The organism is Saccharomonospora glauca K62 (genome assembly GCF_000243395.2).
Lineage (GTDB): Bacteria > Actinomycetota > Actinomycetes > Mycobacteriales > Pseudonocardiaceae > Saccharomonospora > Saccharomonospora glauca.
This window is the reverse complement of sequence record NZ_CM001484.1, coordinates 2,889,892-2,908,116: the sequence shown is the minus strand read 5'-3', so window position 1 is coordinate 2,908,116 and position 18,225 is coordinate 2,889,892. Positions and strand designations below refer to the sequence as shown.

Sequence of the window (18,225 nt, the reverse complement as noted above, 5' to 3'; positions counted from 1 at the left end):
CGTCCGTGCGGGTACATGTCGTTTCGGACGTGCACGGCAACCACGAGGCCCTGGCGCGGGCGGGCGAGGGAGCGGACGCCCTGATCGTGCTCGGGGACCTGCTCGACTTCATCGACTACCACGACCACGGCGGCGGGATCTTCGGTCGGCTGTTCGGGGTGGAGAACGTCAGCACGTTCGCGAGGCTGCGCCGGGAGGGCACTGCCGCGGAGATGAACGCGTTCGTGAAGTCGTTGTGGGCAAGCCTCGACGACCCGGCCGCCGCCGTCGACGAGGCGGTACGCGAGCAGTACGCCCGGATCTTCCCCGCGATGACGGCGCCGACCTACGCCATTCCGGGCAACGTCGACGCCCCGGCGTTGTGGTCCGAGTTCACCGGCGACGGCCTGCACCTGGTGGACGGCCGGGTGGTGGAGATCGGGGGGCTGCGGTTCGGGTTCGTGGGCGGTTCGTTGCTGCCGGACGGTGTGGTGCCGAAGCGCAGCGGGGTCTGGCGGCCCCACCTGGTGTCCAGGGAGGAGTTCGACAGCCGGGTGGCGGCGCTGGGCGAAGTGGACGTGATGTGCAGCCACATCCCGCCGGCCCTGCCCGAACTCACCTACGACGTGGTCTCCCGCAGGTTGGAGACCGGCTCGCGAGCCCTGCTCGACCTCGTGCGCTCGCAGCAGCCGAGGTGGGCGTTGTTCGGGCACGTCCACCAACCGCTGTCGCGGCGGTTGCGCGTCGGCCTCACCGAGTGCCGTAACGTCGGTCACTTCCAGCGCACCGCCACCCCGTACGTGCTGCGCTGGTGAGCCTCGGGTCACGGGCCGCTACGCTCTAGCCTCATGGCGGAGCAGTCCACGCAGTCCATCGAGATCGAAGCCGCCCCGGCCGCCATCATGGCCGTCATCGCCGATCTGCCGGCGTATCCGGAGTGGGCGAAGGCCGTGCGCGAGACCGAGATACTCGCCACGGACGACAAGGGCCGGGCCGCCGAGGTCCGCTTCACTCTCGACTCCGGACCGGTGAAGGACGTCTACACCCTCGCCTACGACTGGGCCGACGACGGACTGTCGGTGAGCTGGCATCTGGTGAAGGGGCAAATGCAGAAGGCCCAGGAGGGCCGGTACCTGCTGGAGCCGATCGACGCCAACCGTACGCGCGTGACCTACTCGCTGTCGGTGGAGCTGTCGCTGCCCATGATCGGCCTGCTGCGCCGCAAGGCCGAAAAGATGATCATGGACACGGCGCTGCGGGAACTCAAACGCCGGGTGGAGAGCCGGAGCTGACGTGCGTGTCCTGCTGTTCACCGGAAAAGGCGGCGTCGGCAAGACCACTCTTGCCGCCGCGACGGGCGCGTGCCTGGCGAGCCGGGGGCGCAAGACGTTGGTGGTCTCCACCGACCCGGCCCACTCGCTCGCGGACGCCGTGGGCGGAACGCTCACCGACGAGCCCTCCGAAGTGGACAGTTTCCTGTACGGTGCGCAGATCGACGCCCGCGCCCTCGTGGACGATGCGTGGGACACACTGCGTGGCGAGCTGAGGACGATGCTGTCGGGGCTGGGCCTGGACACGCTCGACGCCGAGGAACTCACCGTGTTGCCCGGTGTGGACGAACTGCTGTCGCTCGGACGGGTACGACGTCTCGCCGACGAGGGACCCTGGGAGAACGTCGTCGTGGACTGCGGGCCCACCGCCGAGACTCTGCGGCTGCTCGCCCTGCCCGAGGCCGTCACCGGTTACCTCCGGAGGCTGCCCGCACGACGGTCGGCCACCCGCGTGGCCCGGTCGGTGGACGCTTTCGCCGCGCACGTCGAGTCGCTGCGCGCCATGCTCACCGACCACGAGACCACCACCGTGCGGCTGGTGCTCACCCCCGAGCGTGTGGTGGCCGCCGAGACACGACGCACCCTGACCGCGCTCGCGTTACGCGGCATCACCGTCGACGGGGTGATCGTCAACCGCATGATGCCCGCCGCCGGGTGGTGGCGCGGTACCGCGGCGACGTGGTTACGTACGCGGCGCGCCCAGCAGGAACAGGTGGTCGCCGAACTCCGCGAGAGCGGCCTCACCGGCCGCACACTGCGGATGGTCGAACACCGCGCGGTCGAACCCGTGGGGATGGCCGCCCTGCTCGAAATCGCGGAGGAACTCTACGGGCAGGAGAGCCCGCTGCTCGGGGAGCCCGAGGTCACCCCGCTGCTACGGACCACCGAGGTGGAGGCCGGGGTCCAGCTGCGGGTCGTCCTGCCGCTGACACGGGAGTCCACCGTCCAGCTCGCCCGCGTCGACGACGATCTCGCCATCACCGTGGACGGTTTCCGCAGGCTCGTCGCACTGCCGGAAGCCCTGCGCCCGTACACCCTCACCGGCGCCGAGTCCGACGCGCGTGGGCTGCTCGTGCACTTGGAGAAACCCACATGACGACGACCGAGAACGGTGCCGAGCAGCCGGACGCCACCCGACTTGTCGAGGAGGTCCGGCTGCTCGTGGACCTGGTGCTGGAACGCGCCCGGCCCTGGCTGGACGGCGTGATCGCGGCGGGCCACGGACGAGCTCGCGACGAGGAGAACCCCGCGGCGTGTGACGACCGGGACCGGTGCCCGCTGTGTGCCGTGGTGGCGCTGTGCCGGGGTGAGCGCGTGGACGTGGCCGCTCGGGTGCTCGAACACGTGACCCAGCTGTTGGCTCTGTTGCGGGCCGTGCTGGCCGACCGGTGGGAGCCCGAGGACGGGGTGCACCTGCCCGGATTTCGGCCGTCCCCGAGGAAGCCCGAGCCGGAGAAGCGTCGCGGCCGCCGAGTCCAGCACGTCACGGTGCGTCCTCGCGACCGGTGGGAGCCGGATGCTCGCGATCGGGATTGACGTCGGCGGCACCAGTGTGAGAGCCGGGGTCGTCGACAACACGGGGAGCGTGCTCGACTTCGCCGGGGTGGCCACACCGGGTGCCGAGGACGCGCTGGAGGACGCCATCACCACGGTGGTCGAGGAACTGCGGGCCCGGCACACGGTGGACGCCGTGGGGCTGGCCGTGGCGGGATTCGTGCGGTCCGATCGGCGTTCGGTGCTGTTCGCCCCGCACCTGCCCTGGCGTGAGGCACCCGTGGTGGAACGGATGTCGAAACGGCTGAACGTCCCCGTGACGCTCGAACACGACGCCAACGCCGCCGCGATCGGGGAACACCGCTTCGGCGCGGCCCGCGGCGCGGGGGTCGCGCTGCTGCTCGCGATCGGCACCGGTATCGGCGCGGGACTGCTGTTGGACGGGAAGGTCTTCAGGGGCTCGCACGGCGTGGCGCCGGAACTGGGGCACTTGCGGGTGGTCCCCGACGGCCGTCCCTGCCCGTGCGGTCGACGCGGCTGCTGGGAGAGGTACTGCAGCGGCACCGCGCTCGCCGCCACCGCGGTCGAGCTGCTGGCCCGCCACCCCTCCCGGTCGACCGTGCTGGCACGGGACCTGGTGGACCCCGCGAGCATCACCGGACGCCGTGTCGCCCATGCGGCGAGGGAGGGCGACCCCGTGGCGCTGGAGGCGTTCGCCGAGCTGGCCCGGTGGCTCGGTGAGGGACTGGCCCTCATCGCCGACGTCTACGACCCCGAGGTCATCGTCCTCGCGGGCGGAGTGGCGGAGTCGGCGCCCCTGTTCGCCGACGAGGCGCGGGAACACTACGCCAGGGTGCTCACCGGCGCCGGTCACCGGCCGCTCGCCCGCATCCGCACCTCCCAGCTCGGTGACGCGACCGCCATCGTGGGTGCCGCCGCCCTCGCTCGTGAGCGCGGCGCCTGAGCCAAGGTGACCTCGGACGCGGGGCGGAGGCCTCACGCGCCACTAGGCTGAGCGGGATGCCGCGAGGTGCGAGTGAGGACTCCGTCGGCCGGGAGCCGTCCGGGGCGGGGTGGCTGCTGCTGACCGACCCGCGACGAGGGGTGCTGCTGCGACGCCGAGCCTCCGAAGCCGGCCACGGCGGCCCGTGGGCGCCGCTCGGTGCTCCGGGGCCCTCCGGTGAGTCCCCGGTCGCGACGGCGATCGGGACGGTCGAGTGGGAGGCCGGGGTAGGGCCTCGGGCCGTGCGCGTGCTGGCCGCCGTCGAGGAACCCGACACGCGGGGTCGTACCGTGCTCGCGACCCTGCGGGAGGAGGGGGAATCGCGTGGTCCTGCCGATCCCGACGTCTCGGTGCGGTGGGTACGGCCCGACGAGGTCGAGCCGTCCGAGTTGCCCTCCGGCCTCGCCGCGGCGTGGCCCGAGCTGCGCGGTCAGCTCGCCAGGCGGGCCGTCCTCGTCGTGGACTCCGCGAACGTGGTGGGCTCCCGTCCCGACGGTTGGTGGCGGGACCGGGCGGGTGCCACCGCGCGGCTGCGGGATCGGCTGGCCGTGGTGGCGGCTCGCGGTGTCGTCGCGCCGCGCCTCGGTCTCGACCTCGGACGGCACTGGAGGTGGTGGCCACGAGTGGTGCTGGTGACGGAGGGCCGGGCCCGAGGGGTCGGGGGAGTGCCGGGGGTCGAGGTCGTGGAGGCGCCCGGCGACGGCGACGACACCGTGGTGCGGGTGGTGGCCCGGCTGCGGGCGAGCGGGCCCCGCGACCACGTCGTCGTGGCCACGGCCGATCGAGCGTTGCGACGCCGGGTGGGGGAACACGGGTGCGCGGTGCTCGGCCCCGCCGAGCTGTGGGACGTGCTCGACGAGTCCGGTCCCGCGTGAGGTCGGGACGTCACACCTGGGCGCCGTTGACGGGGTCGGCCCCGTCGGGCGGCCCCTGCCTGACCCGTAGCAGCGCGAGAGCGATGCCGGTGGCGAGGGAGAGCATGCCCAGCGGCAGCGCGATCGACCTGGAGAGGCCGATCAAGCCGGGTGCGACGAGCAGCAGCACCCCCACCACGAAGAACAGCAGGACCACGATCGCGCCCTTGCGGGGACGGGGCAGCGGCGGCGGTTCCGGTGGGACGAAGTGCTCCTCGTCGTCCTCGTCGAGCCCCATGGTCCGGTCGTCGCCGAACATGGTCTCGTCCCAGTCGGTACTCGACTCGCGCCAGCCCGAGGAGGCGGGGAGTTCCCGCTCGCGGTTCGACCGTGGGTGCGTCCGGCCCCGTCCGCCGTCCTCCTCGTCGTCCACGAGGAGATCCTCGATGTCGTCGCTGTCGGCGCCGAACCCCTCTGCCCGCAGATCCGCCACGATCTTGGCGAACGTGGCGTCCACGTCCTCGGGCCCGTCCGTTCCTGAAGCTCTGCTCATCGGGCACCAACCTGTCTGACGGAGTCGACGAACTCCACACTGCGCTGGAACAGCAACGGTGCGTCGTTGTCGAGCGTGGCGACGTGGTAGCTGTTGTGGAGCACTACCTCGCGCAGGTCCTCACTACGCACGTTGGAGGCGACGACGGTGGCGTTGAGGGGCTCCACGACGTGATCGACGGCCGAACGGGCGAGCAACAACGGCTGAGTGACCTTCGGCAGGTCCCGCCGGACCAGGGCCCACAACCTCGACAGGCTCGCCAGCGCGCGAACCGGGGTGCGGTCGTAGGCGAGTTCCACGACGCCGGGTTTGGCGATGTCGCCCCCCAGCGCCCTCGCCGAGGGCAGCACCGGGGCCAGCAGCGTGGCGAGTTTGACGTCGAGTCTGCGGCTGAGCACCGAGGGGTTGGCCAGGACGAGCCCGGCGACCGCGTCCCCGAGGTCCTCGGCCAGCCGTAGCGCGAGCGTGCCGCCCATCGACAACCCGAACACGAACACCGCCGCGCAGCGCTGCGACAGGTCGGCGAACTCCTCGCGCAGCCGGCCGTACCAGTCGGGCCAGCGGGTGCGGTTGCATTCCCGCCAGGTCGTGCCGTGGCCCGGCAGCCGGGGACAGCGCACGGTGTAGTCGGCCTTCGCCAGGTACTCGCCCCAGGGGCGCATGGTGGCGGGAGTGCTCGTGAAGCCGTGACACAGCAGCACGCCGACCTCGCGGCTGCCGTCGTGGACAAAGGGGTCAGCGCCGGCGAGCACAGGCATGCCCGGTGATCCTCCCTCGAAGCCGCATCACCCTATGTTCGCACGAGTCGGCGCGGAAGAACGCGGTCGTTGCGAAACCTGTGATCTCCGAGGGGATGGTCGTGTGAGCCGCGTCGCGGTGCGGTATTCATGACGGTGGGGCAGTTGTGCGCCGGTACCGGCGGTTCGTACGCTGTCCCGTCGGTATTCCACCCGTCGTCAGGAGGAACGAGAAGCAGTGCTGTATTGGCTCATGAAGTACGTGCTGCTGGGGCCACTCCTGCGGGTGTTCTGGCCGACCAAGGTGACCGGTCTCGAGAACGTGCCCGCCGAGGGCGGTGCGATCCTCGCCAGCAACCACCTGGCCGTCGCGGACTCGTTCTTCATGCCGAACCGGGTGCCGAGGCGGGTCACCTTCCCCGCCAAACAGGAGTACTTCACCGAGCCCGGCTTCAAGGGTCGGCTCAAGAAGTGGTTCTTCACCGGGGCGGGGCAGTTCCCCATCGATCGGTCGGGCGGCACGGCGGCGCAGGCGGCCATCGACACCGCGGTGCGGCTGTTGCGCGAAGGCCATCTGCTCGGGATCTACCCGGAGGGAACCCGTTCCCCCGACGGGCGCCTCTACAAGGGCAAGACCGGGGTCGCGAGGATCGCCCTGGAGGCCAAGGTCCCCGTCATCCCGGTGGCCATGATCGGCACGGACAAGGTCAACCCCATCGGCTCGAAGATGTGGTGGCCGCGCAAGTTGGAGATCCACTTCGGCAAGCCGCTGGACTTCTCCCGGTACGAAGGGCTCGCGGGCGACCGGTTCGTCGAGCGGTCCATCACCGACGAGATCATGTACGCGCTCATGGAGCTGTCCGGTCAGGAATACGTGGACATCTACGCGGCGAAGGCCAAGGAACTCATCGCGGCGGAGAAGGCCGGACTGCGGCCCTCCGTGCCCGCGCAGGCCGACGCCCGTGACGTGGCGAGGCTGCCCGAGTCACGGGTTGGCTGACCGGGCGCGAGCGAAACACGGCCGTCGAGTACCGTGCCCGGCGTGCGGTTCTTCTACGACACCGAATTCATCGAGGACGGCGTGACCATCGATCTCGTCTCGATAGGTGTCGTGGACGAGTCGGGACGTGAATTCTACGCGGTGTCCACCGAGTTCGATCCCTCGAAGGCGGGCCCCTGGGTACGGGAGCACGTACTGACGAAGCTGCCCTCGCCCGGTGACCCGGCGTGGCGCAGCCGGGAACGGATCCGCGCCGATCTGCTGGACTTCTTCGGCCGTCCGCGCGGCGGCATCGAGCTGTGGGCCTGGTACGCCGCCTACGACCACGTGGCGCTCGCGCAGCTGTGGGGGCCGATGCCCTCGTTGCCCCGCCAACTGCCGCGGTTCACCCGTGACCTGCGGCAACGGTGGGAGGACGTCGGGCGGCCGAAACTGCCGTCACCGCCCGACGACGCCCACGACGCGCTCGCCGACGCTCGACACAACCTGGAGCGCTGGCGAATCATCGAGCAGGCCAGGGGAGATCTCGCCCGGCGACGAGGCTTCCCGTTGGCCTGAGTCGGTCACGTCAGCGGTTCCCCCGGCGCCGCCTGCGGGCCCGTACCGCGGCGGCGAGGTCGTCGAGTAGCTCCGCCGTGGTGGGCCAGTCGAGACAGGCGTCGGTGATACTACGGCCGTAGTCCAGCTCGTCCTTTTTGCCGAGCGTAAGGTCCTGGCGCCCCGCCTCCAGGAAGCTCTCCATCATGAGGCCCGTGAGGCCGGGCTCGTCGGCCGCGATGCGTTCGGCCAGCTCCCGGACCACGGCGGCCTGCCGCACGTGGTCCTTGCGGCTGTTGCCGTGGCTGGCGTCCACGATCACCCGCTCCGGCAGGCCCGCCTTGCGCAACCGGGCGAGCGTGTCGGCCACCGTCTCGGCGTCGTAGTTCGGGCCCTTCGACCCGCCGCGGAGGATGACGTGGCAGTCCGGGTTGCCCGAGGTCGTCACCAGCGCGGCGAGCCCGTCGGCGTTGACGCCGGGGAACACGTGACTGGCCGCCGCGGCGCGCACCGCGTCCACCGCCACCTGCACGTCGCCCTCGGTGGAGTTCTTGATCCCCACCGGCATGGACAGCGCGCTGCACAGTTGGCGGTGCACCTGGCTCGCTGCCGTACGGGCTCCGATCGACCCCCACGTCACGGTGTCGGCGATGTACTGCGGGGTGATCGGGTCGAGGAACTCGCTCCCGACGGGGAGCCCGAGCTCGGAGATGTCCAGCAGCAGCTGCCGGGCCAGCCGCAGCCCCTTGTTGACGGCGTACGTGCCGTCGAGATCCGGGTCGTTGATGAGGCCCTTCCAGCCCAGCGTGGTGCGCGGTTTCTCGAAGTACACGCGCATGACGACGCACACCTCGTCGCGAATCCGCTCGGCGTGTTCGGACAGCAGGCGCGCGTAGTGCAGGGCCGCGTCGGGGTCGTGCACGGAGCACGGACCCACCACCACGAGCAGGCGGTCGTCGCGCCCGTCGAGGATCTCGACGGTGTCGCGCCTGCCGATCGTGACGGCCTTGGCGACGGCGGGAGTGATGGGATGCTCCGCCCGTAACAGGGCCGGTGAGAGCAGCGGGCTGACGCGCGAGGTGCGCAAGTTGTCCAACGCGGCCGACCGGCCCGTGGGATCGACGAGACCGCCGTCGTCGGAGGTGACGGCGCTCGGGATGGAGTTGTTCGGCATCGGGGCTTCCTTTCCGCAAGCCGCCTCGCCGGGTGGGAGTGCCACGCTGCCGAGCCGGCTTGTCGTCCGGCTCGGAGGTTGACGGTCAGCGCACGGTCTCGCCGACCGACCCGCTCCGGGCCGGCCCGCTAAACCAGAAATAGAAGCGCTGCACGGCCGAGACTGTAGCAGGCGGCCCGAAGCGGTCGCTGCACCGATCAAGTGTGTCCCGGACTACTCTGACGGCGAAGGTGTGACGTGAACAACTGAAAGGCGCAGATATGCGAGTCGGTGTGCTGACCGGCGGCGGAGACTGCCCTGGTCTGAACGCGGTGATCCGCGCGGTCGTCCTCAAGGGCATCGAGGTCCACGGCTGGGAGATCTTCGGTTTCCGCGACGGCTGGCGTGGGCCCCTCACGGGCAAGGGAGACTGGTTGTCCCGCGACGACGTCGAAGGCATCCTCACCCGTGGCGGCACCATCCTCGGCTCCTCGCGGACCAACCCGTACAAGGAGGACGGTGGGGCCGACACCATCAAACGGGTGCTGGCGGAGAAGGGCATCGACGCGCTGGTGGCCATCGGCGGTGAGGACACCCTCGGGGTGGCCAACCGGCTGCACGACGACGGCGTGAAGGTCGTGGGCGTGCCGAAGACCATCGACAACGACCTCGGCGCCACCGACTACACGTTCGGGTTCGACACCGCCGTCCACATCGCCACCGAGGCCATCGACCGGCTCCACACCACCGCCGAGTCGCATCACAGGGCACTCGTCGTCGAGGTGATGGGCAGGCACGCGGGGTGGATCGCGCTGCACTCCGGCCTCGCGGGCGGGGCGAGTGTGATCCTCGTCCCCGAGCGACCGTTCTCGGTGGAGAAGGTGGCCGAGTGGGTGCGGCGGCGGTTCGAGCGGGAGTACGCGCCGATCATCGTCGTGGCCGAGGGTGCGCTGCCCGAGGGTGGGGCCGCGGTGCTCCAGAGCGGGGAGAAGGACGCCTTCGGGCACGTGCGGCTCGGCGGTGTCGGCACGTGGCTCGCCGACGAGATCGCCGAGCGCACCGGCAAGGAGTCGCGCGCGGTGGTGCTCGGACACATCCAGCGCGGTGGTACGCCGACGGCGTACGACCGGGTGCTGGCCACCCGGTTCGGCCTGCACGCCGTGGACGCCGTGGCCGAAGGCGACTTCGGTGTGATGGTGGCGTTGCGGGGCACCGACATCACCCGGGTCAAGCTGGCCGAGGCCACCGCGGAACTGAAGACCGTGCCGCCGGAGCGCTACGAGGAGGCCGAGGTCTTCTTCGGTTGATCCGTTCGTCGTGAGGCCATCGTCCGTTCGGTGGCCTCACGACCCGCTCCGGGCCATTCGCTCACGGAAAATCACAACAATCACCTCTCGGTGCCGCGCTTTCGGGTGGCCGAACCGTGTGATCGGGATACATTCCGGACACTCCAACGGCGGAGGTGAGTCATGGCACAGTCCGTGAGGAGCGAGTCCGGGAGCTCGTCACCCGACGAGGCGGCGGCACGTAGATCCTGGATCGGGATGGCGCTGGGTGTGGTGCTCGCCGTCGCCGTCTACCTGCTTCTGCCCGACAGCCTCTCCGGTTCGGGCAAGATCACCGCCGCCGTCGCGGTCCTCATGGCGATCTGGTGGGTCACCGAGGCCCTTCCGCTGGCGGTCACGGCACTGCTGCCGCTGGTGCTGTTCCCGTTCTTCGGGGTGAGCGACATCGGTGACGCCGCCGCGCCGTACGCGGACGACATCATCTTCCTCTTCATGGGTGGGTTCATGATCGCGTTGGCCATGCAGCGCTGGAACCTGCACAAGCGCATTGCCTTGCGCACGGTGCTGGCCGTGGGCACGAAGCCGGTGCTGCTGGTGGCCGGGTTCATGATCGCCACCGGGTTCATCAGCATGTGGGTGAGCAACACCGCCACCGCTGTGATGATGCTTCCCATCGGACTGTCCGTGCTCGGGCTCGTCTCCCAGCTCGGCGACGGCAAGGGCGACCCGAACTTCGCCACCGTCCTGATGCTCGGTATCGCCTACGCGGCCTCCATCGGCTCGCTCGCCACGATCATCGGCACCCCGCCGAACACACTGCTCGTCGGCTACCTGGAGGAGAACTTCGACATCACGATCCACTTCGGCAAGTGGATGCTGTTCGGACTGCCCGTCGCGGTGGTGTTCCTCGCGATCGCCTGGTTCGTGCTCACCAGGGTGTTCCGGCCGAGACTGACCTCCCTGCCCGGAGGGCGCGAGCTCATCCGGCAGCAGCTCGACAGCCTGGGGCCGATGAGCCGGGGCGAGTGGAACGCGCTGGTCGTGTTCGTGCTGGCCGCGCTGGCGTGGATCGTCGTTCCCGCGCTCGCCGAGATCGAGGTGGTGTCGAACGCGATGCCGTGGCTCGGCAACGTCTCCGACGCGGGAATCGCCATCACCGCGGCCGTGCTGCTGTTCGCGCTCCCGGTGAACCGGCGGGAGAACGTCCGTACGCTCGACTGGGACACGGCCAAGGAACTGCCCTGGGGCATCCTGCTGTTGTTCGGCGGTGGATTGAGCCTGTCGAAGCACTTCACCGACACGGGACTGTCGGAGTGGATCGGCCAGCGGGTCAGCGCGCTCGAAGCCCTGCCGTTGATCCTGTTGGTCGCCGTGGTCGCGCTGCTCGTACTGGTGCTCACCGAGCTCACCAGCAACACCGCGACGGCGGCGACGTTCCTGCCCATCCTGGGTGGCGTCGCGGTGGGCCTGGGGCACGGACCGATGGTGCTGGTGGTTCCCGCCGCGCTGGCCGCCACCTGCGCGTTCATGCTGCCCGTGGCGACCCCGCCGAACGCCATCGTGTTCGGCACCGGCCACGTCACCATCGGGCAGATGGTGAGGGGCGGTGTCTGGCTCAACGCCATCGCGCTCGTCCTCGTCACCCTCGCCGCCTACACGTTGGGCGCGTGGGTGTTCGGACTGACCTACTGATCACGGCCGCGACGGGGGCGACGAGGTGCCCCGCTCGCCGTGGCGCGAAGGTTTTCGGGATCGGTAAAGACGTACCCGGACGTAGCGGCTACGCTGTTCGGGTGTGAGTAGACGAGCGAAAATCGTATGCACCCTCGGCCCGGCTACGGCGACGGCGGACAAGGTCCGGGCGCTCGTCGACGCGGGTATGGACGTGGCGAGGATGAACTTCAGCCACGGCAGCCACGGCGATCACAAGCAGGTCTACGACCTGATCCGTGCCGCCTCCGAGGAGTCGGGGCGCGCGGTCGGTATCCTCGCCGACCTGCAGGGGCCGAAGATCCGGTTGGGCACCTTCGCGGGCGGGCCCGTGGAGTGGCGCACCGGTGACATCGTGCGTATCACCGTGGAGGACGTGGCGGGGACCCACGACCGCGTCTCCACCACCTACAAGGGCCTGGCCAAGGACGCCAAGGAGGGTGACCGTCTGCTCGTCGACGACGGCAAGGTCGGCCTCGTCGTGCAACGGGTCGAAGGGCCCGACGTGGTCTGCGAGGTCACCGAGGGCGGCACGGTCAGCAACAACAAGGGCGTGTCCCTGCCGGGGATGGACGTCTCGGTGCCCGCGCTTTCGGAGAAGGACATCGAGGACCTCGAGTTCGCCATGGAGCTCGGCGTCGACTTCGTCGCGCTGTCGTTCGTCCGCTCGCCCGCCGACATCGACCTCGTGCATCAGGTGATGGACCGAGTCGGCAAGGGCCGGGTGCCCGTCATCGCCAAGCTGGAGAAGCCCGAGGCGGTCTACAACCTCGAAGCCATCGTGCTCGCCTTCGACGGCCTGATGGTGGCGCGAGGTGACCTCGGTGTCGAGCTACCGCTGGAGCAGGTGCCGCTGGTGCAGAAGCGCGCCATCCAGATCGCCCGTGAGAACGCGAAGCCGGTCATCGTCGCCACCCAGATGCTGGACTCGATGATCAGCAACTCGCGGCCGACGAGGGCCGAGGCCTCCGACGTGGCCAACGCGGTGCTCGACGGCACCGACGCCGTCATGCTCTCCGGCGAGACCAGCGTCGGTCGGTACCCGATCGAGACCGTGAAGACCATGAGCCGCATCGTGGAGGCGGTGGAGGCGGACATGCCGGCCGTGCCGCCGCTCAGCCACGTGCCGCGGACCAAGCGGGGCGTGATCTCGTATGCCGCTCGCGACATCGGGGAGCGGCTCAACGCCAAGGCGCTGGTCGCGTTCACGCAGTCCGGTGACACCGTGCGCAGGCTCGCGCGCCTGCACACCCGGCTGCCGCTGCTGGCTTTCACCCCGTTGGAGAGCGTGCGTAGGCAGCTTTCCATGACGTGGGGCACCACGGCACGCCTGGTCGCGCAGGTCGACTCCACCGACCGCATGATCGAGCAGGTGGACCACGCCATGCTGGAGACCGGCCGGTACCAGCGCGGCGATGTCGTGGTGATCGTCGCCGGTTCGCCTCCGGGCACCGTCGGGTCCACCAACCTCATCCGGGTGCACCGGCTGGGTGAGGACGATCTCTCCTGACGGACCGACGAGGTGGCACGGCCCCTGGCGCGGTGTTCAATCGCTGGTATGACTGAGCTGGCGAAGCAGGCCGCGTCGGGGCTGGACACCGACGGTGGGCTGGGCGGGCAGCAGGTGCTCGACAGGCTCATCGGCCTGTTGGACCTCGAACGCATCGAGGAGAACATCTACCGGGGGGTGAGTCCGCCTCACTCGTCCACCAGGGTGTTCGGTGGGCAGGTCGCCGGGCAGGCGCTGGTGGCGGCCGGACGCACGGTTCCGGAGGAACGCAACGTGCACTCGTTGCACGCCTACTTCATCCGGCCCGGCGATCCGAAGGTGCCGATCATCTACGAGGTGGACCGCATCCGCGACGGGCGGTCGTTCACCACCCGGCGTGTGGTCGCGATCCAACACGGCAAGGCGATCTTCTCGCTGTCCGCGTCGTTCCAGGTGGAGGAACCCGGCGTGGAGCACGGGGAGCCGATGCCGGACGTCCCCGACCCCGAGTCGTTGCCGACGCTGGCGGAGCGCGCGGCCGGGTACGAGGACGCGCTGGGAACACGCACCCAGCCGCGGCCGATAGACATCCGCTACGTCAACGACCCGCCGTGGGTGACTCGGGACACCGGTGAGCGTCCCGCCCGGAACCGGGTGTGGATGCGCGCCGACGGCACGCTTCCCGACGATCGGCTGCTGCACGTGTGCGTGCTGACGTACGCGTCGGACATGACGTTGTTGGACTCCACGCTCGCGCGGCACGGGGTGTACTGGGGACTCGACCGGGTGTTCGGTGCGAGTCTCGACCACGCGCTGTGGTTCCACCGGCCGTTCCGTGCCGACGAGTGGTTCCTGTACGACAGCATGTCGCCCACGGCGTCGAATGCGCGTGCGCTGGCGACGGGGCAGCTCTTCTCCCGCGACGGCACTCATATCGCGACCGTCGTGCAGGAAGGGTTGATCCGCGTGCCGTGAGGCACGGCCGGCGGATCAGGACAGGAAGAACACCGTGCGCCCCCGGAGCCGGTGACGCGAGGAGCCCTTGGACCTCCTCGGCGTCACCGGCTCGTCGGGTACGAGGGCGACCTGCGCGGCGAGATAGGCTCGGCACGGCAGCGGACCGCGCTTGCGTGCGAACGGCCTCCGTCTGCCGTGACACAGGGTGCAGTGTCCACTCTCGTCGGGTTGGTGCTCGGCCAGCACGGTGCGGAGCGCGCCCGCCAACAGCGCGACGCTGAGACTGTCGAGCTCGCCCCGGATTCCGGGGGAAGTCGTGTGTACCGAGTGCGTGATTTCGTCGAGTTTACGATGCACGCTCTCCTGTAACGGAGTGACGATGAGATCGCGCCCGGCCACCACTCTGCTCTCCCGGTGATTCGCGTTTTCTACGGAAACCTCGTTCGTCGTTCGTGGAGCACGAGCGAGCATACAACCCCCTCGTGCAATTTGCAGTCCATCGATCGGGGATTCCCACTTCACCGTCCGCTGTCGCCGGTTTCACCGATCGCGCTTGCTGGTTAGATGTGCCCGGATCAATCAACCGGAGGTGCAGTCATGACCCGAGGGCACGGCCCGACCGTACGGCGGCGGAGACTGGCCAGCGAGTTGCGCCGGCTCCGGGAGAAGGCCGCTCTCACCATCGACGAGGTGGGCGAGAAACTGGAGTGCTCGGCTTCCAAGATCAGCCGTATCGAGACGGGGCACGTCGGGGTCACGCCGCGCGACGTCCGCGACATGCTCGAGTTGTACGGCGTGCGAGGGGAGGACCAGGAAGCGCTGGTCCAACTCGCGCGAGAGGCTCGCAAACGCGGCTGGTGGCACGCGTACAACGAGGTCTTCACGGGCGCTTTCGTGGGCCTGGAGGCCGACGCCAGCTCTCTCAAGGCGTTCCAGGCGTTGTTGGTGCCCGGCTTGTTGCAGACCGAGCGGTACGCGCACGCGGTCATCCGGGCGATGCGGCCCGACGCGGAGGAGGCCGAGATCGAGCGGCGGGTCGCGGCCAGGATGGAGCGGCAGCGCCTGCTGCGCGATCCGAATCCTCCCGAATACTGGGCGGTCATCGACGAGGCGGTACTCCATCGGGTGGTGGACAGTCGTGAAGTGATGGCCGAACAGTTCACACAAATGTGTGAATTTGCGCGGCTTCCTCACGTGACTGTCCAGGTTGTTCCCTTCGAGGCCGGGGCCCATCCGGGCATGGAAGGCCCCTTTCTGATTCTGGGATTTCCCGAGCTAGCGGACCCGGACGTGGTTTATGTGGACACCACCACCGGAGGCTTCTATCTGGAATTGGAAGCCGACGTGCGCCGGTACACGTTGATGTTCGATCATTTGCGGGCCGCCGCGCTCAAGCCGGACGATTCGGTCGAGGCCATCGCCGACGCGGCGCGACGGTTCGCCAAGTGACAACGAACTCCAACCGGAGCTGACAAAGGAGTTAGGGATGGTGGCCGACAGCGATCTGGCCAGGCTCGAATGGCGCAAGAGCAGCTACAGCGGCGGCGGCAACGACTGCGTCGAGGTTGCCCTCACGGCCGACGGTGCCGCCGTGCGCGACTCGAAGAACCCCTCCGGCGGCATGCTGACGCTGTCGGGCTCTCAGTGGGACGCGCTTTTGGCCGCTGCCCGAGCCGGTGAACTCGATCTGAGCTGAGGATCGCTCGTGTGCTCGCCCCCTCACGCGTCTTCCGCGGCGGGGTGAGGGGGCGAGTTCGTCCCGAAGGGGAGTGAGCCTCCACCCGAGGGCTCAGCGCCCCGGAAGCCGACGCAGCACGCGCAGGCCCGCCGTCAACGCCGCCGTCCACAGTGCGGGCGGCACGCCGCGGGCCGGACGCAGTCGCAGTCCTCTCTGGACGGCGATGGACTGCGACTCGGTGTACTTCAACAAGCCCTCGGCGCCATTGCGCCTGCCGACGCCGGAGTCCTTCATGCCGCCCATCGGCACGCCCACGGTGCCGAAGGTGGCCGCGTACCCCTCGTTGACGTTGACGGTGCCCGCCTTCAACCGGGCCGCGATCTCACGCGCGCGGCGGGTGTCGCGGGACCACACGCTGGCGTTGAGTCCGAAGACGGTCTCGTTGGCCTTACCGACCGCTTCGTCGACGTCGGTGTATCCGTAGACGGAGACCACCGGGCCGAACGTCTCCTCGGCGAACACGGCGGCCCGCTCGGGAACGTTCGTGAGAATGGTCGGCTCGAAAAACAGCGGACCGATGTCGGGGCGGGGTTCGCCACCGGTGACCACGGTGGCGCCGTGGTCGCGCGCGTCGGCGACGTGCGCGGACACCGCGCGCAGCTGCTCCTCGGTGGTCAACGACCCCATGTCGGCGTGGTAGTCGAGCGAGGCCCCCAGCCGCAGGGCCCGAGTGCGTCGCGCGAACTCGGCGAGGAAGTGGTCGCGGATGCTGTCGTGGACGTAGATACGTTCCACCGACACGCACAACTGCCCCGCCGACGAGAAGCACGCCGTCACCGCGCCGGCCGCGGCCTTCGCCACGTCCGCGTCCGGCAGCACGATCATCGGGTTCTTGCCGCCGAGTTCGAGCGAGTACCCGGTGAGGCGGCCGGCGATGGCGGACGCCAGGCGTTTGCCCGTGGGGGTCGAGCCGGTGAAGCACACGTAGTCCGACTCCTCGACGATGGCGTCGCCGATCACCGAGCCCCTGCCGAGCACGATCTGCCAGGCGTCGGTGGGAAGGCCGGCCTCGTCGGCGAGTTCCCGCAGCCACAGCGCCGACAGCGCCGTCTGGTTGTCGGGTTTTTGGACCACGGTGTTGCCCGCGGCGAGGGCGGGCAGCACGTCCATCGCGGTCAGTGCCAGGGGGTAGTTCCAAGGCGAGATGATCCCGACCACGCCCCGCGGGTGCCGGGTGTGCGTGGCACGGGTGAGGAGGGGGAGGGCGCCGGGCGCGCGTCGGGGAGCCAGCAGTCGCGCGCTGTGCCTGCCGTAGTAGTCGGCCACCAACGCGGTGGCACTGATCTCGTCGAAGGCGTCGAGCCGGGCCTTGCCGGACTCGATCTGGACGAGGTCGAGTCCCTCCCGCTGCCGGTCGAGGACGAGCTTGTGCAGGCGCAGCAGGATTCGTTGCCGCTGCGTGACGTCCGTGGCGGCCCACGACGGCTGCGCTCGTCGGGCGCGGGCGAAGGCGGCACGGGTGAGCGCGTCGCTCGCCTGGGGCAGGACGGCGGTGCGCAACCCGGTGAACGGGGCGGCCATCGTCACCGACTCCGCGCCGGGGCCGGTCACCGCTCGGGCGACGAGAGCCTCCGCTCGTGCCGAGGGGGGAGCGCCGACGATCCCTCCGATCGTCGCGGGCTCGTGGTTCTGGCCCACCACCGTGAGCGAGCTGGTCATGACACCTCCGTGAACCGCCCTGTTACTGGAGAGTAGCCCTGGTGGTGGGAAGCATACCGTCGGTACGGGAAAAAGTGCACCACGTCCGGCGCTCAGGTTTCGGAGTAGAGCGCGGTGGCGACGCGCTTCCACTCGGCCAGCAACCGCTCGCGTCGCCGCGGATCGCCCCCGAGCTCGGCGTCGAGTGCCAGGCCTCGGGCGAGGTTGACGGTGAGCCAGAAGATCGTCTCCAGGCGTCGGCGCGGGACGTCGGGAACCAACTCCGCGATTCGATCCAATGTAGACCGGCCGAGTGCTTTGTCGACGGGGCGCATCGCCGTCGCGAGTGACGGGTCGGTGCGCGCGGCGATCCACAGTTCCATCGCCGCGATCGCGAGCGTTCCCGAGTACGACCGCCACAACAGGTCCACCAGTGCGGCCACGCGTTCCGGACCCGCCGGAAGCTCGGTCGCGTCGGGGGTGTTGCGTTCGGCCAGGCGCGTCGTGAGGTGTTCCACGGCGGCGGCCATCAACTCGGCCTTGTCGGCGAAGTGGTGTTGGGCCGCGCCTTTCGACACCCCGGCCCGCGCGCAGATCTCCTGCACGGAGGTGCGGGCGTAACCGAGTTCCACCAGGCACGTGATCGTGGCGTTGAGCAGGGCGGCTCGGGTGTGGGCTCTGCGTTCGGCCTGGGTGCGATGGCGGCGTTCCGGCATGGTCGCGCGACTCCTTTACCGGACGACGGTGGTGCCGTACATTCCGTACG

General features: G+C 69.7%; 20 protein-coding genes. 14 read left to right on the top strand and 6 right to left on the bottom strand.

Annotated elements, in window-relative coordinates; all coding sequences use genetic code 11:
- Positions 1-5 precede the first annotated feature (5 nt).
- Genes SACGLDRAFT_RS13565 through SACGLDRAFT_RS13540 form a run of 6 tightly spaced genes read left to right on the top strand, consistent with a single transcriptional unit; the run spans position 6 to position 4,682 of the window.
- Complete coding sequence (locus SACGLDRAFT_RS13565; RefSeq protein ID WP_005465367.1) at positions 6-794, top strand: metallophosphoesterase family protein; 789 nt, start codon at positions 6-8, stop codon at positions 792-794.
- Positions 795-827: 33 nt separating this feature from the next.
- On the top strand, positions 828-1,271 hold the full coding sequence (locus SACGLDRAFT_RS13560; protein WP_005465366.1) for an SRPBCC family protein: 444 nt from the start codon (positions 828-830) through the stop codon (positions 1,269-1,271).
- Position 1,272: 1 nt separating this feature from the next.
- On the top strand, positions 1,273-2,406 hold the full coding sequence (locus SACGLDRAFT_RS13555) for an ArsA family ATPase (RefSeq protein ID WP_005465365.1): 1,134 nt from the start codon (positions 1,273-1,275) through the stop codon (positions 2,404-2,406).
- Positions 2,403-2,846 carry a hypothetical protein gene (locus SACGLDRAFT_RS13550; protein ID WP_005465364.1) on the top strand — a complete coding sequence of 148 codons (444 nt, stop codon included), beginning with the start codon at positions 2,403-2,405 and terminating at the stop codon, positions 2,844-2,846. Before SACGLDRAFT_RS13555 ends, SACGLDRAFT_RS13550 begins: the two co-directional genes overlap by 4 nt.
- Positions 2,827-3,768 (top strand): ROK family protein, encoded by a 942-nt coding sequence (locus SACGLDRAFT_RS13545; RefSeq protein WP_005465363.1) that lies wholly within the window; start codon positions 2,827-2,829, stop codon positions 3,766-3,768. The genes SACGLDRAFT_RS13550 and SACGLDRAFT_RS13545 overlap by 20 nt, the downstream gene beginning before the upstream one ends.
- Positions 3,769-3,824: 56 nt before the next feature.
- On the top strand, positions 3,825-4,682 hold the full coding sequence (locus SACGLDRAFT_RS13540; protein ID WP_005465362.1) for an NUDIX domain-containing protein: 858 nt from the start codon (positions 3,825-3,827) through the stop codon (positions 4,680-4,682).
- A 10-nt stretch (positions 4,683-4,692) separates the two neighbouring features.
- On the opposite strand, the gene SACGLDRAFT_RS13535 is transcribed toward SACGLDRAFT_RS13540, so the two are convergent.
- Together SACGLDRAFT_RS13535 and SACGLDRAFT_RS13530 are read right to left on the bottom strand one after the other, a co-directional pair.
- Complete coding sequence (locus SACGLDRAFT_RS13535) at positions 4,693-5,214, bottom strand: hypothetical protein (protein WP_005465361.1); 522 nt, start codon at positions 5,212-5,214, stop codon at positions 4,693-4,695.
- The gene (locus SACGLDRAFT_RS13530; protein WP_005465359.1) at positions 5,211-5,972 is read right to left on the bottom strand and encodes an alpha/beta hydrolase; all 762 of its coding nucleotides are present in this window, start codon (positions 5,970-5,972) and stop codon (positions 5,211-5,213) included. Before SACGLDRAFT_RS13530 ends, SACGLDRAFT_RS13535 begins: the two co-directional genes overlap by 4 nt.
- A 217-nt stretch (positions 5,973-6,189) precedes the next feature.
- Between SACGLDRAFT_RS13530 and SACGLDRAFT_RS13525 the strand changes: the two genes are divergently transcribed.
- Positions 6,190-6,951 (top strand): lysophospholipid acyltransferase family protein, encoded by a 762-nt coding sequence (locus tag SACGLDRAFT_RS13525; RefSeq protein WP_040919052.1) that lies wholly within the window; start codon positions 6,190-6,192, stop codon positions 6,949-6,951.
- A 42-nt stretch (positions 6,952-6,993) separates the two neighbouring features.
- Complete coding sequence (locus tag SACGLDRAFT_RS13520) at positions 6,994-7,509, top strand: polyadenylate-specific 3'-exoribonuclease AS (RefSeq protein ID WP_005465357.1); 516 nt, start codon at positions 6,994-6,996, stop codon at positions 7,507-7,509.
- 10 nt (positions 7,510-7,519) lie between these two features.
- Here the strand turns inward: SACGLDRAFT_RS13520 and SACGLDRAFT_RS13515 are convergent, their stop codons facing one another.
- Entirely contained in the window at positions 7,520-8,662 is a 1,143-nt protein-coding gene (locus tag SACGLDRAFT_RS13515; RefSeq protein WP_005465356.1) for a 3-deoxy-7-phosphoheptulonate synthase, read from the bottom strand.
- Between the two features lie 260 nt (positions 8,663-8,922).
- Between SACGLDRAFT_RS13515 and SACGLDRAFT_RS13510 the strand changes: the two genes are divergently transcribed.
- The 4 genes from SACGLDRAFT_RS13510 (at position 8,923) to tesB (ending at position 14,101) form a co-directional block, all read left to right on the top strand.
- Positions 8,923-9,948 carry a 6-phosphofructokinase gene (locus SACGLDRAFT_RS13510; protein ID WP_005465355.1) on the top strand — a complete coding sequence of 342 codons (1,026 nt, stop codon included), beginning with the start codon at positions 8,923-8,925 and terminating at the stop codon, positions 9,946-9,948.
- Positions 9,949-10,110: 162 nt separating this feature from the next.
- Complete coding sequence (locus SACGLDRAFT_RS13505) at positions 10,111-11,619, top strand: SLC13 family permease (protein WP_005465353.1); 1,509 nt, start codon at positions 10,111-10,113, stop codon at positions 11,617-11,619.
- Between the two features lie 103 nt (positions 11,620-11,722).
- Positions 11,723-13,147: a pyruvate kinase gene (gene pyk, locus SACGLDRAFT_RS13500; RefSeq protein WP_005465350.1), complete on the top strand. Its 1,425-nt coding sequence runs from the start codon at positions 11,723-11,725 to the stop codon at positions 13,145-13,147.
- Between the two features lie 48 nt (positions 13,148-13,195).
- Complete coding sequence (gene tesB / locus SACGLDRAFT_RS13495) at positions 13,196-14,101, top strand: acyl-CoA thioesterase II (protein WP_005465347.1); 906 nt, start codon at positions 13,196-13,198, stop codon at positions 14,099-14,101.
- 15 nt (positions 14,102-14,116) lie between these two features.
- On the opposite strand, the gene SACGLDRAFT_RS13490 is transcribed toward tesB, so the two are convergent.
- The gene (locus SACGLDRAFT_RS13490) at positions 14,117-14,440 is read right to left on the bottom strand and encodes a hypothetical protein (RefSeq protein WP_232283962.1); all 324 of its coding nucleotides are present in this window, start codon (positions 14,438-14,440) and stop codon (positions 14,117-14,119) included.
- Between the two features lie 240 nt (positions 14,441-14,680).
- Between SACGLDRAFT_RS13490 and SACGLDRAFT_RS13485 the strand changes: the two genes are divergently transcribed.
- Both SACGLDRAFT_RS13485 and SACGLDRAFT_RS13480 read left to right on the top strand, forming a co-directional pair.
- Positions 14,681-15,532, top strand: coding sequence for a helix-turn-helix domain-containing protein (locus tag SACGLDRAFT_RS13485; protein WP_005465345.1), 852 nt, complete (start codon positions 14,681-14,683; stop codon positions 15,530-15,532).
- A 37-nt stretch (positions 15,533-15,569) separates the two neighbouring features.
- Positions 15,570-15,779: a DUF397 domain-containing protein gene (locus tag SACGLDRAFT_RS13480; protein WP_005465344.1), complete on the top strand. Its 210-nt coding sequence runs from the start codon at positions 15,570-15,572 to the stop codon at positions 15,777-15,779.
- 93 nt (positions 15,780-15,872) lie between these two features.
- Here the strand turns inward: SACGLDRAFT_RS13480 and SACGLDRAFT_RS13475 are convergent, their stop codons facing one another.
- Both SACGLDRAFT_RS13475 and SACGLDRAFT_RS13470 read right to left on the bottom strand, forming a co-directional pair.
- Entirely contained in the window at positions 15,873-17,480 is a 1,608-nt protein-coding gene (locus tag SACGLDRAFT_RS13475) for a succinic semialdehyde dehydrogenase (protein ID WP_005465343.1), read from the bottom strand.
- A 92-nt stretch (positions 17,481-17,572) separates the two neighbouring features.
- On the bottom strand, positions 17,573-18,175 hold the full coding sequence (locus tag SACGLDRAFT_RS13470; protein ID WP_005465342.1) for a TetR/AcrR family transcriptional regulator: 603 nt from the start codon (positions 18,173-18,175) through the stop codon (positions 17,573-17,575).
- Between the last annotated feature and the right edge of the window lie 50 nt (positions 18,176-18,225).

Excerpts from the sequence above, each read along its gene's own strand:
- SACGLDRAFT_RS13510 (WP_005465355.1), top strand. The coding sequence starts at position 8,923 with ATGCGAGTCGGTGTGCTGACCGGCGGCGGAGACTGCCCTGGTCTGAAC.
- SACGLDRAFT_RS13545 (WP_005465363.1), top strand. The coding sequence starts at position 2,827 with ATGCTCGCGATCGGGATTGACGTCGGCGGCACCAGTGTGAGAGCCGGG.
- tesB (WP_005465347.1), top strand. The coding sequence starts at position 13,196 with ATGACTGAGCTGGCGAAGCAGGCCGCGTCGGGGCTGGACACCGACGGT.
- SACGLDRAFT_RS13540 (WP_005465362.1), top strand. The coding sequence starts at position 3,825 with ATGCCGCGAGGTGCGAGTGAGGACTCCGTCGGCCGGGAGCCGTCCGGG.
- SACGLDRAFT_RS13535 (WP_005465361.1), bottom strand. The coding sequence starts at position 5,214 with ATGAGCAGAGCTTCAGGAACGGACGGGCCCGAGGACGTGGACGCCACG.
- SACGLDRAFT_RS13505 (WP_005465353.1), top strand. The coding sequence starts at position 10,111 with ATGGCACAGTCCGTGAGGAGCGAGTCCGGGAGCTCGTCACCCGACGAG.
- SACGLDRAFT_RS13550 (WP_005465364.1), top strand. The coding sequence starts at position 2,403 with ATGACGACGACCGAGAACGGTGCCGAGCAGCCGGACGCCACCCGACTT.
- SACGLDRAFT_RS13530 (WP_005465359.1), bottom strand. The coding sequence starts at position 5,972 with ATGCCTGTGCTCGCCGGCGCTGACCCCTTTGTCCACGACGGCAGCCGC.
- SACGLDRAFT_RS13470 (WP_005465342.1), bottom strand. The coding sequence starts at position 18,175 with ATGCCGGAACGCCGCCATCGCACCCAGGCCGAACGCAGAGCCCACACC.
- SACGLDRAFT_RS13480 (WP_005465344.1), top strand. The coding sequence starts at position 15,570 with ATGGTGGCCGACAGCGATCTGGCCAGGCTCGAATGGCGCAAGAGCAGC.
- SACGLDRAFT_RS13485 (WP_005465345.1), top strand. The coding sequence starts at position 14,681 with ATGACCCGAGGGCACGGCCCGACCGTACGGCGGCGGAGACTGGCCAGC.
- SACGLDRAFT_RS13515 (WP_005465356.1), bottom strand. The coding sequence starts at position 8,662 with ATGCCGAACAACTCCATCCCGAGCGCCGTCACCTCCGACGACGGCGGT.
- SACGLDRAFT_RS13475 (WP_005465343.1), bottom strand. The coding sequence starts at position 17,480 with ATGACCAGCTCGCTCACGGTGGTGGGCCAGAACCACGAGCCCGCGACG.
- SACGLDRAFT_RS13560 (WP_005465366.1), top strand. The coding sequence starts at position 828 with ATGGCGGAGCAGTCCACGCAGTCCATCGAGATCGAAGCCGCCCCGGCC.